Here is a 14,012-nt window from a genome sequence, read left to right on the forward strand (position 1 = left end):
CATGAGCTCCAGGAGGCCGAATGATCGCGTTCCTGGCTATCTTCCTCGGCGCGAGCATCCTCATCCCAGTGCTCCACAGGTGGCTACGGAACGTGACGTTCCTCGCCGCCGCCGCCATCCCCGCCGCCGCCTTCGTCTGGACTGCGCTGCTCGGTCCGCGCATCCTGAGCGGTGAGGTGCTCGTCGAGAGCGTCCCCTGGATCCCGCAGATCGACGTCGCCGTCGCCATGCGCATGGACGTGCTGGCGTGGATCATGACGCTCATCGTCACCGGCATCGGCGCGCTCGTGCTCATCTACTGCGGCCGCTACTTCAAGCCAGACGAGCCCGACCTCGGGCGCTTCGCCGCGGTGCTGCTGGCGTTCGCGGGCGTCATGTTCGGCCTCGTCCTCGCCGACGACATCTACCTCCTCTTCATCTTCTGGGAGGCGACGAGCGTGCTCTCGTTCCTCCTCATCGGCCACTACTCGTCGAAGCGCGCGAGCCGCGGTGCCGCCATGCAGGCGCTGCTCGTCACGACGCTCGGCGGCCTGGCCATGCTCGTCGGCCTCGTCATGCTGCATGCCTCGACCGGCACGACGCTGCTCTCCGAGATCATCGCCAACCCGCCCGAGTTCGACGGCTTCACGATCACGGCCGTGATGCTCGTGCTCTCGGGCGCCGTCACGAAGTCGGCGCTCGCCCCGTTCCACTTCTGGCTGCCTGCGGCGATGGCCGCTCCCACACCGGTGAGCGCGTACCTGCACGCCGCGGCCATGGTGAAGGCCGGCATCTACCTCATCGCCCGCCTCGCACCCGGGTTCGCCGAGATGCCCGGGTGGCGGGAGGTGCTCGTCACGATCGGCATCGCGACGATGCTCATCGGCGGGTGGCGCTCGCTGCGCCAGCACGACCTGAAACTGATCCTCGCCTACGGCACCGTCAGCCAGCTCGGCTTCATGACCATCGTCGTCGCCTTCGGCACACGGGACGCGGCGCTCGCGGGCCTGGCCATGGTCATCGCGCACGCCTGCTTCAAGGCCGCGCTCTTCCTCATCGTCGGCATGATCGACCACCGCACGGGTACCCGCGACATCCGCAAGCTGTCGGGGCTCGCGAAGGCGGCGCCCGTCCTGTTCTGGATGACGGCGCTGGCGATCGCGGCCATGGCCGGCGTGCCCCCGATGTTCACGTTCGTCGCCAAGGAGGCGATCCTCACGGCGCTCCTCGAGGCGGGCGAGGCCGGGAGCGTGTGGGGGTGGATCGCGCTCATCGGCGTCATCGTCGGCACCGTGTTCACGGTCGCCTACTCGGCCCGGTTCCTCTATGGGGCCTTCGCGTCGAAGCCGGACGTCGAGCGGGTGCGCTACGTGCCCGAGCACCTCGACTTCATGTTCTCCCCGCTCATCCTCGTCGCCGCCTCGCTCGGCTTGGGCTTCGCGTCCGGTCTCGTCGACCCGGTGCTCGCGATGTACGCGGACACGCTGCCGGAGCTGCCCGGCGTCAAGCCGTACCACCTGGCGCTCTGGCACGGGTTCGAGCCGGCGCTCTTCATCACGATCGGCACGTTCATCGTCGGTGGCCTGCTCTTCGTCTGGCGCGCCGGGGTAGCCCGCGCGCAGGCGAAGGTGCCTCCGCTCATCGAGTCGTCTCGCGGCTACTGGACCACGATGCGCGTCGTGGATGTCATCGCGGCGCGCACGACGGCGACGACCCAGCGCGGCTCGCTTCCCTTCTACCTCGCATCGATCTTCATCATGTTCGTCGTGGCGTCCGTGTTCACGCTCGTCACCATGGACACGCCCGTCCCGGCCTTCGAGACCGAGATCCGCTGGCAGGAGATCGCGATCATCCTGATCATGATCCTCGCGGCGTTCTTCGTGACCACCTCGGAGAAGCGGTTCCAGGGAGTCATCCTCGTGGGCGTCACGGGCTACGGCATGGCCGGGCTCTTCGCGCTCTCGGGCGCACCGGACCTGGCGATCACGCAGGCCCTCATCGAGACGATCACGCTCGTCGTCTTCGTGCTCGTGCTGCGCAGGCTCCCTGCCCGCCACGGCAAGGCGCTCAAGAACCCGCCGTCGTGGCTGAGGTGGCTCATCGGCGGATCCGTCGGACTCGTCCTCGCCATCGTCGCGTGGATCTCCCTCGCCTCCCGCCAGGCGATCCCAGACTCCGTGTTCTTCCCGGAGTTCGCCTACAAGGGCGGCCACGGCTCCAACATCGTCAACGTCACGCTCGTCGACATCCGCGGATGGGACACCATGGGTGAGCTCTCCGTGCTCATCGCGGCCGCTACGGGTGTTGCGAGCCTCGTCTACCTCAACAACCGGGGTCGCTCGCGGGTCGACGCGGCGCGCGGGCCGCGGTTCCGCCGCGCATCACGCCCCGTCACCGAACCCATCGACCTCGCCGCCGTGAGCGCGGCCGGGCAGAAGCTCGGCCGGGCCGACAAGCTGCAGGGGGAGCGCCGCAAGGTCTGGCTCATCGCCGGCAAGTCGCTCGCCCCGAGCAACCGCTCGATCATCCTCGAGGTGGTCGTGCGGCTCGTGTTCCACGCGCTGCTCATCGCCTCGCTCTTCCTGCTCTTCACCGGCCACAACACCCCGGGCGGCGGCTTCGCCGGCGGTGCGGTCGCGAGCCTCGCCCTTGCTGCGCGCTATCTCGCGGGTGGCCGGGCCGAGCTCGACGAGGCCGTCAAGGTGGATGCGGGCCGTCTCCTCGGCATCGGCTTCCTGCTCGCGACGCTCACGGCTCTCGTGCCGATCTTCTTCGGCCAGGCGCCGTTCACCTCATCCTGGATCGATCAGGACATCCCGGGGGTGGGACAGTTCGTCTTCGTCACCTCCACCGTGTTCGACATCGGCGTCTACCTCATCGTCATCGCGCTGGTCATCGACATCCTGCGCTCGCTCGGTTCGGAGATCGACCTGCAGATCGAACAGGATGCGTCTCCCGACTCGGACTCGGCCGCTGAGCACGACGGTCTGCAGGGCGAGGGAGGCGAGCCCGGTGAGACGGGCTACAACACCGGGGCGCTTGCCCGTGTCAACGAAGAGGTCGAGGCAGATCAGAGCGACATCGAACCCGTCGGATCCGAGGAGGTGACCCGCTCATGACCCTGTCCCTCGTGCTGCTCGTCGGCATGGCCGTGCTGTACGCATGCGGCGTGTACCTGCTCCTCGAGCGCAGCCTGACGCGGATGCTCCTCGGGATCCTGCTCGTCGGCAACGCCACGAACATCCTCATCTTCTTCATGTCGGGCAGTTTCGGGCTCGCCCCGATCTACGACGCCGACATCGCGCCGGAGGACTACTCCGACCCGATCCCGCAGGCGTTCATCCTCACCGCCATCGTCATCACCTTCGGCGTGACCGCGTTCATGCTCGCCCTCATCTACCGCTCGTGGAGACTCGCGCAGGCGGACACGGTGAGCGACGACGAAGAGGACATCGCGATGCGCACCGCGGACCTCTCGCAGGACGACGAGGAGTTCGACGAGGACGAGTCCGGGGACACGGAGTTCGGCGAGTACGCGGAAGCGGCGGTCTCGACTGCCCGCATCAACATGGGCGATGGGCCGAAACCAGGGTCGGGCAAGGACAGCTTCGCCGACGTATCCGTGAAGGCCACAGAGCCGAGCAACCGGCACGAGGAGCTCGAGGAGTTCCGGGCGGGTGAGCAGGATGCGGACGCCGAGCAGGGCTCGCAGCCTGCCGGAGCTCGCGAGGTCGGCCTCGACTCGGGTTTCGATGACCACACCGAACCGCACGACGACACCGCAGGAGAGGGGGAGCGCTCATGACCTGGCTCGTTCCCCTCATCGTGCTCGTGCCGCTCATCGGCGCGGCCCTGGCGCTGACCGCCGCCCGCGCGGCGCGCCTCCAGATCTTCATCGCCCAGGCGACGCTCGTGCTCGCGCTCGGCGTCAGCATCGGATTGCTCGTCGCGGTCACCACATCTGGCGAGGCGCTGGTCGTCCAGGGCGGCGGATGGCTCGCGCCGTTCGGCATCTCGCTCGTCGTCGACCAGCTGTCGGCGATGCTCGTCGTCGTCACGAGCATCGTGCTGCTCGCGGTCATGGCCTTCTCGATCGGCCAGGGCGCGGCGGACGGCGACGACGAGACGCCGGTCTCGATCTTCTACCCGACCTACCTCGTGCTCTCCGCGGGCGTCTACAACGCCTTCATCGCTGGCGACCTCTTCAACATGTACGTGGGCTTCGAGATCCTGCTCGTGTCGAGCTTCGTGCTCATCACGCTCGGCGGAACGACGGAGCGCATCAAGGCCGGCGTCACCTACATCGTCGTGAGCCTGGTCTCGTCGTTCATCTTCCTGGGCTCCATCGCCCTCATCTACGGTGCGGTCGGCACGGTGAACTTCGCGGAGATCGCGGTTCGCATGGCCGAGCTCCCGCAGGACGTGCAGCTCATGCTGCACATGCCGCTCCTCATCGCCTTCGCGATCAAGGCGGCGCTGTTCCCCTTGTCGTTCTGGCTGCCGGACTCGTACCCGTCAGCGCCAGCGCCGGTCACGGCTGTCTTCGCGGGCCTGCTGACGAAGGTCGGCGTGTACGCGATCCTGCGGACGGAGACGCTGCTCTTCTGGGACAACGACATCTCCGTGCTGCTGATGGTGATCGCCCTGCTCACGATGATCGTCGGCATCCTCGGCGCGGTGGCCCAGGCCGGCATCCGACGAATGCTGTCGTTCACGCTCGTCAGCCACATCGGCTACATGATCTTCGGCGTCGCCCTCGGCACCGAGCTCGGCTACGCCGCGACGGTGTTCTACATCGTCCATCACATCATCGTGCAGACCGCGCTGTTCCTCGTGACGGGGCTCATCGAGCGCATCGCGGGCTCCTCGTCGCTGACCCACCTGGGCGGGATGCTCAAGCGGGCGCCGTTCGTGGCCGTGCTGTTCTTCATCCCCATGCTCAACCTCGGTGGCATCCCGCCGTTCTCGGGCTTCATCGGGAAGCTCGGCCTCTTCACGGCGGGCGCGGCACAGGGCAGCGTGCTCAGCTACGTGCTCATCGGCGCCGGAGCCGTCACGAGCCTCCTCACCCTGTACGCGCTGATCCGCGTCTGGAACCTGGGCTTCTGGCGCACGCAGGAGCAGGTCGTCGACTTCTCCTCGCCGATGACGGAGCGCATCTCCGACACGCCGGAGTCGGCCGTCGTCACCGAGACGAAGTCGTCGTCGCGGCTCATGACGATCGCGACGACCACCATGGTCGCCGTGAGCGTCGCCATCACGATCTTCGCCGGCCCCATCTACGAGTGGTCCGAGACGGCCGCGTTCGATCTGTTCCCGGCTGAGTACATCAGCTCGGTCTCCAACGGGGAGGTGCTCAAGCCATGAAGGTGAAAGACGGCAGCGCCCGCAAGCCCAGGCGCCATGCCATCCTCGTCCAGCTGCCGCTGCTGCTCGCGCTCGTCGCGTTCTGGCTGGTGCTGTGGGGCCACGTCGACGTCATCAGCGTCGTCACCGGGATCATCTTCTCGGTCATCATCGTCGAGGTCTTCTACCTGCCGGCCGTCGACCTCTCCGGGCGCATCAACCTGTGGTGGACGCTCGTCTTCTTCGTGAAGTTCATGTACCGGCTGGTCAGCGCGTCGTTCATCGTCGCGTGGCTGGCGTTCCGGCCAGCGAAGCCGCCGCTCGGCTCCGTCGTCTCGGTGCAGCTGCGCACGCGCAGCGACTTCATCCTCACGCTGACGGCCGAGGTCAACATGCTCATCCCCGGCTCGATGGTCGTCGAAGTCGACCGGATGCACTCCGTGCTCTACCTGCACGTGCTTGACGCCTCGACCGACGAGTCCGTCGAATCGGTCAAGGCGCTCGCGCTCGACGTGGAGGAGGGGCTCGCGCTCGCGCTCGGGACCCGCGACGACCTCTGGCGGGTCAACCGCGACCGCGTGCGTCGTGGGCTCGAGCCCATCGGCCAATCGCCTGCGCAGAAGAAGCACGAGGCGATCCGCGACAAGCAGTTCGCGCACGACACGCCCGTCGTCGTCAAGGGCTCATCCGCCGGCGCATCAGCAGCGAAGGAGGGACGCAAGTGATGGTCATCGACGCCCTCGTCTGGATCTTCGGAGCGATGTTCGCCGTCGCGGCGCTCCTCGCGGTGATCCGTATCATCCGCGGTCCGTCCATCGTCGACCGCATGGTCGCCTCCGACGCGCTCCTCACGATCCTCATCTGCGTGCTCGTCGCCGACATGATCATCCGCGGACACACCGACACGATCCCGCTCGTGCTTGCCCTCGCCATGACCGCGTTCATCGCCTCGGTCGCCGTCGCCAGGCACGTCACCCGACAGGAGGCGAACGCCAATGAGCGCTTCTGACGCTCTGCTCGCCTCCGGTGGGCTGCTCGTGGAGAACGCCCCGGTGGATGCGCTCGACGTCGTCTCCCTCGTCTGCCTCGGGCTGGGAGCCATCCTGTCCCTCGCCGCCGGGGTGGGCCTCATGCGCTTCTCCGACGTGCTCATGCGGATGCATGCGCAGACGAAGCCGCAGATCGCGGGCCTCATGTTCCTGCTCATCGGCCTCGCCGTGCAGCAGACGCACCTGCCCACGATCCTGTTCCTCATCCCGATCATGTTCTTCCAGATGCTCACGACCCCGGCCGGCGCGACGATGCTCGCTCGAGCCGGATACCGCAGCCGGCAGTTCGACAACGTGTCGCTGCACGTCGACGAGCTCGCCGCGGCGGTCGAGAGCGCCCAGCGCCGAACCGACGACGAGCTGACGCGCGCGCAGGCCGTGCGGACCGGGGAACCGGAGAAGGAGCCGGCACCCGAGCACGAGGGTCTCGGGCACGGCGAGAAGTAGGCGCTCCCGGCGGCGCGGGGCGACCTTCTCCGCGGCGTAGAATGGCGGGCATGCCTGAGCCAGAAGTCGACATCAAGCCACGCAGTCGGGTCGTCACCGACGGCATCGAAGCCACCACCTCGCGGGGCATGCTCCGCGCGGTCGGCATGGGCGACGAAGACTGGGACAAGCCGCAGATCGGCATCGCGTCCTCGTGGAACGAGATCACGCCGTGCAACCTCTCCCTCGACCGCCTTGCCCAGGGCGCCAAAGAAGGCGTCCACTCGGGCGGCGGCTACCCGCTGCAGTTCGGCACCGTCTCCGTCTCCGACGGCATCTCCATGGGCCACGAGGGCATGCACTTCTCCCTCGTCTCGCGTGAGGTCATCGCCGACTCGGTCGAGACGGTGGTCATGGCGGAGCGCCTCGACGGCACCGTGCTGCTCGCGGGATGCGACAAGTCCATCCCCGGCATGCTCATGGCCTCCGCCCGTCTGAACCTCTCGAGCGTCTTCCTGTACGCCGGATCCATCGCGCCCGGCTGGGTCAAGCTCTCGGACGGCACCGAGAAGGACATCACGATCATCGACTCCTTCGAGGCAGTCGGCGCGTGCAAGGCCGGCAAGATGTCCGAGGCCGACCTGAAGCGCATCGAGTGCGCGTTCGCCCCGGGTGAGGGAGCCTGCGGCGGCATGTACACGGCGAACACGATGGCGTCCGTCGCCGAGGCGCTCGGCCTCAGCCTGCCGGGATCGGCCGCTCCGGCGTCCGCCGACCGGCGCCGCGACGCGTTCGCGCACCGCTCGGGCGAGGCCGTCGTCAACCTGCTGCGCCAGGGCATCACGACTGGCGACATCCTCACGAAGGAAGCGTTCGAGAACGCCATCGCGCTCGCGATGGCGCTGGGCGGCTCGACCAACGTCGTGCTCCACCTCCTCGCGATCGCTCGCGAGGCCCAGGTCGACGTCACCCTGCACGACTTCAACCGCATCGGCGACAAGGTTCCGCACATCGCCGACATGAAGCCGTTCGGCAAGTACGTCATGAACGACGTCGACCGCCACGGCGGCATCCCAGTCGTCATGAAGGCGCTCCTCGACGAGGGCCTCATGCACGGCGACGCGCTCACCGTCACGGGCAAGACGCTCGCCGAGAACCTCCGCGACCTCAACCCGGACCCGGTCGACGGCGACGTCGTGCACACGATCGACAACCCCATCCACGCGACGGGCGGCATCACGGTGCTGCACGGCTCGCTGGCACCCGAGGGTGCCGTCGTGAAGACGGCCGGCTTCGACGCCGACGTCTTCGAGGGGCCGGCCCGCGTGTTCGAGCGCGAGCGCGGCGCGATGGATGCCCTCACGAACGGGGAGATCGAAGCGGGCGACGTCATCGTCATCCGCTACGAAGGTCCGAAGGGCGGACCAGGCATGCGCGAGATGCTCGCCATCACGGCGGCCATCAAGGGCGCGGGTCTCGGCAAGGATGTACTACTCTTGACGGACGGACGATTCTCAGGCGGCACAACCGGCCTGTGCATCGGCCACATTGCACCGGAAGCGGTCGACCAAGGTCCCATCGCTTTCGTCCGCAGTGGAGATCTGATTCGGGTCGACATCGCGGCTCGCTCGATCGACCTACTCGTCGACGAAGCCGAGCTCGCCTCCCGCCGAGAAGGCTGGGAACCGCTCCCTCCGAAGTTCACGCGCGGCGTGCTTGCGAAATACTCGAAGCTCGTCCGCAGCGCGTCCGAGGGCGCGACCACGGGCTAGCCCTCAGAGTCTCGACTCTGATCCAGAGTCTCGACTCTGATCCGGGGCTGCGCCTCATCGACTGCGCTCGAGCCATCGAGCACGAAGAAGAACGGATCTCATGACGCAGGAAACTGCCGCCCGCATCGCCGCGGCGTCATCACCCTCCGCTGGGCACGAGCCCGAGATGCTGACCGGAGCCCAGGCTGTCGTCCGCACCCTCGAGAACCTCGGGGTCACGGACGTCTTCGGGCTGCCGGGTGGCGCCATCATCGAGGTATACGACCCGCTGCTCGACAGCACGAAGCTCCGCCACATCCTTGTTCGCCACGAACAGGGTGCCGGCCACGCGGCCGAGGGATACGCCTCGGCGAGCGGCAAGACCGGCGTGTGCATCGCGACGAGCGGGCCCGGCGCGACGAACCTCGTGACCGCGATCGCCGACGCCTACATGGACTCGGTGCCGCTGCTGGCCATCACCGGCCAGGTGTTCTCGCACCTCATGGGCACGGACGCCTTCCAGGAGGCCGACATCATCGGCATCACCATGCCGGTGACGAAGCACAGCATCCTGGTTCGCACGCCAGAGGAGATCCCCGCGGCCATCGCCGCCGCCTACCACATCGCCTCGACCGGTCGTCCGGGACCCGTGCTCGTCGACATCACGAAGGACGCGCAGCAGAAGAAGGCGCCGTACGTCTGGCCCGTGAAGCTCGACCTGCCCGGCTACCGTCCGGTGCTCAAGGCGCACGGCAAGCAGATCCTCGCCGCAGCGCAGCTCATCGCGCAGGCCAAGAAGCCCGTCTTCTACCTGGGTGGCGGCATCGTCCGCTCGGGTGCTTCCGCGGAAGTGCAGCGACTCGTCGAGAAGACCGGGGCGCCAGCCGTCACGACCCTCATGGCTCGCGGCGCGTTCCCCGACTCGCACCCGCAGATGCTCGGCATGCCGGGCATGCACGGCACCGTGCCCGCTGTGCTCTCGCTGCAGGAAGCGGACCTGCTCATCACCATCGGCGCCCGCTTCGACGACCGCGTGACCGGCAAGGCGGCGCTCTTCGCGCCGAACGCGAAGGTCATCCACGTCGACATCGACCCCGCCGAGATCTCGAAGATCCGCACCGCCGACGTGCCGATCGTCGGCGACGCCCGCGAGGTCGCCATCGACCTCCTCGCCGCCGTCACCGACCACGCGCCCGCCGACACGGAACGTCTCGACGAGTGGTGGACCTACCTCGACGGCCTCAAGGCCGAGTTCCCGCTCGGGTACACCGACCCGAGCGACGGACTCCTCTCGCCGCAGCGCATCATCCAGCGCATCAGCGAGCTCACGGGGCCGGAAGCGATCTACGCGGCAGGCGTCGGACAGCACCAGATGTGGGCAGCGCAGTTCGTCAAGTACGAGCGCCCCAACGCGTGGCTCAACTCCGGCGGCGCCGGCACCATGGGGTACGCCATCCCGGCGGCCATGGGCGCCAAGGTCGCCGAGCCGCACCGCACGGTGTGGGCCATCGACGGCGACGGATGCTTCCAGATGACGAACCAGGAACTCGCGACCTGCGCCATCAACGACATCCCCATCAAGGTCGCCATCATCAACAACTCGTCGCTCGGCATGGTGCGGCAGTGGCAGACCCTCTTCTACGACGGCCGCCACTCGAACACCGACCTGAACACGGGGCACGAGACGGTCCGCATCCCGGACTTCGTGAAGCTCGCCGACGCCTACGGGGCGCTCGGCATCCGCGTCACGAAGGAGGAAGAGATCGACGCCGCCATCAAGCTCGCGCTCGAGACCAACGACCGCAGCGTCGTCATCGACTTCGTCGTGAGCGCAGACGCCATGGTGTGGCCGATGGTGCCGCAGGGCGTCTCGAACAGCTTCGTCCAGTACGCCAAAGAACACAGCCCGACCTTCGAGGGGGAGTAGACCATGTCGAAGCACGTCCTTTCCCTCCTCGTGGAGGACAAGCCAGGCCTGCTGACACGCGTCGCCGGGCTGTTCGCCCGCCGAGGCTTCAACATCGAATCGCTCGCCGTCGGCGCGAGCGAGGTCGACGGGCTCTCCCGCATCACGGTCGTCGTCGATGTCGAGGAATTCCCGCTCGAGCAGGTGACGAAGCAGCTCAACAAGCTCATCAACGTCATCAAGATCGTCGAGCTCGAATACGACGCGTCCGTCCAGCGCGAGCACCTGCTCGTCAAGGTCAAGGTCGACTCCGCGACCCGCTCGCAGGTCATCGAAGCCGTCAACCTCTTCCGGGCCCGCGTCGTCGACGTGGCAACGGACGCGCTGGTCATCGAGACCACGGGCGACACCGGGAAGGTGCAGGCCTTCCTGCGCGTCCTCGAGCCGTACGGGATCCGTGAGATCGTCCAGTCCGGCCTCGTCGCCGTCGGCCGCGGATCGAAGTCGATGACCGAGCGGGTCTCGCGCTGAGCCACCGGCCAGCGCTCACCTGCCCTGTGCCGACCGGCACTGAAGAACCCACACGCCAAACGCCAACAACCAAGGAGCACACACGTGGCTGAAATCCTCTACGACACCGACGCCGACCTGAGCATCATCCAGGGCAAGAAGGTAGCCGTCGTCGGCTACGGATCGCAGGGCCACGCCCACGCGCAGAACCTCCGCGACTCCGGTGTCGAGGTCAAGATCGGCCTCAAGGACGGCTCGAAGTCCGCCCCCAAGGCACAGGAAGACGGCTTCGAGGTCCTGAACGTCGCCGACGCGGCCGAGTGGGCCGACGTCATCATGATCCTCGCGCCGGACCAGCACCAGCGCTCGATCTACACGGACAGCGTCAAGGACAAGCTCACCGCAGGCAAGACCCTCGCCTTCGCGCACGGCTTCAACATCCGCTTCGGCTACATCGACGCTCCCGAGGGCGTCGACGTCATCCTCGTCGCCCCGAAGGCCCCCGGCCACACGGTGCGCCGCGAGTTCGTCGCAGGCCGCGGCATCCCGGACATCATCGCCGTCGAGAACGACGCATCCGGCACCGCATGGGCAACCGCCCTCTCGTACGCGGCCGCCATCGGTGGAACGCGTGCCGGCGTCATCAAGACGACCTTCACGGAAGAGACCGAGACCGACCTCTTCGGCGAGCAGGCTGTGCTCTGCGGTGGCACGTCGCAGCTCATCCAGTACGGCTTCGAGACGCTCACCGAGGCTGGCTACCAGCCCGAGATCGCCTACTTCGAGGTGCTCCACGAGCTCAAGCTCATCGTCGACCTCATCTGGGAGGGCGGCATCGCCAAGCAGCGCTGGTCGGTCTCCGACACGGCCGAGTTCGGCGACTACGTGTCCGGCCCCCGCGTCATCGACCCGAGCGTCAAGGCCAACATGCAGGCCGTGCTCGCCGACATCCAGTCTGGCGCGTTCGCGAAGCGCTTCATCGACGACCAGGACAACGGCGGCGTCGAATTCGCCGAGTTCCGCAAGAAGGGCGAGTCGCACCCCATCGAGAAGACCGGCCAGGAGCTGCGCAAGCTCTTCGCCTGGAAGCAGACCGACAGCGACTACGTCGACGGACAGGTCGCGCGCTAAGCGTCACTCCCGTCTGCAGTTCTGAACTGCGTTGGGCCGGCCCGAGCATCCGCTCGCGGCCGGCCCTTCCTCGTCAGCGATCGCTCAGTGTTACGGCGACGTGAGGCGAAAGCGCGCCTCGCGATAGGATCGCTTCGGCCTGCGCCCGCAGACTCCCTGTCTCCACTGGAGGATTCTTCACGTGTCAAAGCCCGTCGTTCTGCTTGCCGAGCAGCTTTCCCCCGCAACCGTGGATGCGCTCGGTCCCGACTTCGAAGTCCGCCAGGTCGACGGCACCGATCGTCCCGCGCTCCTCGAAGCACTCGCCGAGGCCAACGCGATCCTCGTGCGCAGCGCGACCCAGGTCGACGCCGAGGCGATCGCCGCGGCCCCGAACCTGAAGATCATCGCCCGCGCCGGCGTCGGCCTCGACAACGTCGACACGCCCGCCGCCACGAAGGCCGGCGTCATGGTCGTCAACGCGCCCACCTCGAACATCACCTCGGCAGCCGAGCTCGCGGTCGGCCACATCATCTCGCTCGCCCGCCACATCCCGAACGCCAACGCGTCGATGAAGGCAGGGGACTGGAAGCGCTCGAAGTACACGGGCGTCGAGCTGTTCGAGAAGACCATCGGCATCGTGGGCCTCGGCCGCATCGGCACGCTCGTCGTCGACCGCCTCAAGGGCTTCGGCGTCCACCTCGTCGCCTACGACCCCTACGTGACGCCCGCCCGCGCCTCGCAGCTGGGCGTGCAGCTCCTCACCCTCGAAGAGCTCATGGCGCAGTCCGACTTCATCACCATCCACATCCCGCGAACGCCCGAGACCACCGGTCTCATCGGCGAGGCCCAGTTCGCGCTCGCCAAGCCCGAACTGCGCATCGTCAACTGCTCGCGCGGCGGCATCATCGACGAGAACGCGCTCCGCGACGCCCTCGAGTCCGGCACGATCGCGGGGGCAGCGCTCGACGTGTTCGTCACCGAGCCGCCATCGAACCGCGACCTCCTCGACCAGCCGAACCTGCAGCTCACACCGCACCTCGGCGCATCCACCGATGAAGCCCAGGAGAAGGCCGGCGTCTCCGTCGCTCGCTCCGTGCGCCTCGCCCTCGCCGGTGAGCTCGTGCCGGACGCGGTCAACGTCGCTGGCGGCATCATCGACGAGTACGTGCGCCCCGGCATCCCGCTCATGGAGAAGCTCGGTCAGTTCCTGCAGGGCCTCATCGGCGCCTCTCCCGTCGCCCTCGACATCGAGGTGCACGGCGAGCTCGCCCGCTACGAGGTGAAGGCGCTGCGCCTCGCCGCGCTCAAGGGGTTCTTCACGAACATCGTCACCGAGCAGGTCTCCTACGTGAACGCGCCGCTCCTGGCGGAGGAGCGCGGCCTCGACGTGCGCATGAACGTCGACGAGGACAGCGACGAGTACCGCAACGTGCTCACGCTGCGCGCGACGCTCAGCGACGGCAAGACGGTCTCCGTCTCCGGGACCCTCACGGGCCCGAAGCAGATCGAGAAGCTCGTCGGCATCAACGGCTACAGCATCGAGGTGCCCCTCGCCGCGCACCACCTCGTCATGGTCTACAGCGACCGCCCCGGCGTCGTCGCCGTCTACGGTGCCGCGCTCGGCGAGGCAGGCGTCAACATCGCAGGCATGCAGATCGCCCGCGACGAAGAGGGCGGCCAAGCCCTCTCCGTGCTGACGATCGACGAGCCGGCCAGCGACGAGCTGCTCGCGCACCTGCGCGACGCGATCGGCGCCTCCGAGCTGCACGAGATCGACATCGTAGAGAGCTAGACGCCCCGCGTCACCCACACAAGCGCTGCCTGCGTTCCCAACCCCGCGAGAGATCGCCGCGGTTGGGAACGCAGGCAGCGTTGTTCTTTGGGCCCGGAATGGGGGTGCTCGTCGCGACTTATTTGGGGCAAAACACGCAT

11 protein-coding genes are annotated in these 14,012 nt (G+C 67.6%); all 11 read left to right on the forward strand.

What is annotated here, in order from left to right; translation table 11 throughout:
* The first annotated feature begins 20 nt into the window (after positions 1–20).
* The 11 genes from HDC34_RS12435 to serA all read left to right on the forward strand — a co-directional run bounded on the left by HDC34_RS12435 (position 21) and on the right by serA (position 13,872).
* Positions 21–3,098 (forward strand): Na+/H+ antiporter subunit A, encoded by a 3,078-nt coding sequence (locus HDC34_RS12435; protein WP_179557218.1) that lies wholly within the window; start codon positions 21–23, stop codon positions 3,096–3,098.
* Positions 3,095–3,784 carry a Na(+)/H(+) antiporter subunit C gene (locus tag HDC34_RS18075; RefSeq protein WP_179557219.1) on the forward strand — a complete coding sequence of 230 codons (690 nt, stop codon included), beginning with the start codon at positions 3,095–3,097 and terminating at the stop codon, positions 3,782–3,784. The genes HDC34_RS12435 and HDC34_RS18075 overlap by 4 nt, the downstream gene beginning before the upstream one ends.
* Entirely contained in the window at positions 3,781–5,346 is a 1,566-nt protein-coding gene (locus HDC34_RS12445) for a Na+/H+ antiporter subunit D (RefSeq protein ID WP_104252348.1), read from the forward strand. Before HDC34_RS18075 ends, HDC34_RS12445 begins: the two co-directional genes overlap by 4 nt.
* Positions 5,343–6,050: a Na+/H+ antiporter subunit E gene (locus HDC34_RS12450; RefSeq protein ID WP_179557220.1), complete on the forward strand. Its 708-nt coding sequence runs from the start codon at positions 5,343–5,345 to the stop codon at positions 6,048–6,050. Before HDC34_RS12445 ends, HDC34_RS12450 begins: the two co-directional genes overlap by 4 nt.
* Positions 6,050–6,334 (forward strand): monovalent cation/H+ antiporter complex subunit F, encoded by a 285-nt coding sequence (locus tag HDC34_RS12455; RefSeq protein ID WP_179557580.1) that lies wholly within the window; start codon positions 6,050–6,052, stop codon positions 6,332–6,334. Before HDC34_RS12450 ends, HDC34_RS12455 begins: the two co-directional genes overlap by 1 nt.
* Positions 6,321–6,821 (forward strand): monovalent cation/H(+) antiporter subunit G, encoded by a 501-nt coding sequence (mnhG, locus tag HDC34_RS12460; protein ID WP_104311094.1) that lies wholly within the window; start codon positions 6,321–6,323, stop codon positions 6,819–6,821. Before HDC34_RS12455 ends, mnhG begins: the two co-directional genes overlap by 14 nt.
* A gap of 50 nt (positions 6,822–6,871) precedes the next feature.
* Positions 6,872–8,572 (forward strand): dihydroxy-acid dehydratase, encoded by a 1,701-nt coding sequence (ilvD, locus tag HDC34_RS12465; RefSeq protein WP_104311095.1) that lies wholly within the window; start codon positions 6,872–6,874, stop codon positions 8,570–8,572.
* A 100-nt stretch (positions 8,573–8,672) separates the two neighbouring features.
* Positions 8,673–10,478 (forward strand): acetolactate synthase large subunit, encoded by a 1,806-nt coding sequence (locus HDC34_RS12470; RefSeq protein WP_179557221.1) that lies wholly within the window; start codon positions 8,673–8,675, stop codon positions 10,476–10,478.
* Positions 10,479–10,481: 3 nt separating this feature from the next.
* Positions 10,482–10,988, forward strand: a complete 507-nt coding sequence (ilvN, locus tag HDC34_RS12475; RefSeq protein ID WP_104252353.1) for an acetolactate synthase small subunit — start codon at positions 10,482–10,484, stop codon at positions 10,986–10,988.
* A gap of 84 nt (positions 10,989–11,072) precedes the next feature.
* Positions 11,073–12,098 carry a ketol-acid reductoisomerase gene (gene ilvC, locus HDC34_RS12480; RefSeq protein ID WP_104311097.1) on the forward strand — a complete coding sequence of 342 codons (1,026 nt, stop codon included), beginning with the start codon at positions 11,073–11,075 and terminating at the stop codon, positions 12,096–12,098.
* Positions 12,099–12,279: 181 nt separating this feature from the next.
* On the forward strand, positions 12,280–13,872 hold the full coding sequence (gene serA, locus HDC34_RS12485) for a phosphoglycerate dehydrogenase (RefSeq protein WP_179557222.1): 1,593 nt from the start codon (positions 12,280–12,282) through the stop codon (positions 13,870–13,872).
* Positions 13,873–14,012 lie beyond the last annotated feature (140 nt).

Origin of the sequence: Pseudoclavibacter sp. JAI123 (genome assembly GCF_013409665.1) — a bacterium.
Taxonomy (GTDB): domain Bacteria; phylum Actinomycetota; class Actinomycetes; order Actinomycetales; family Microbacteriaceae; genus Pseudoclavibacter.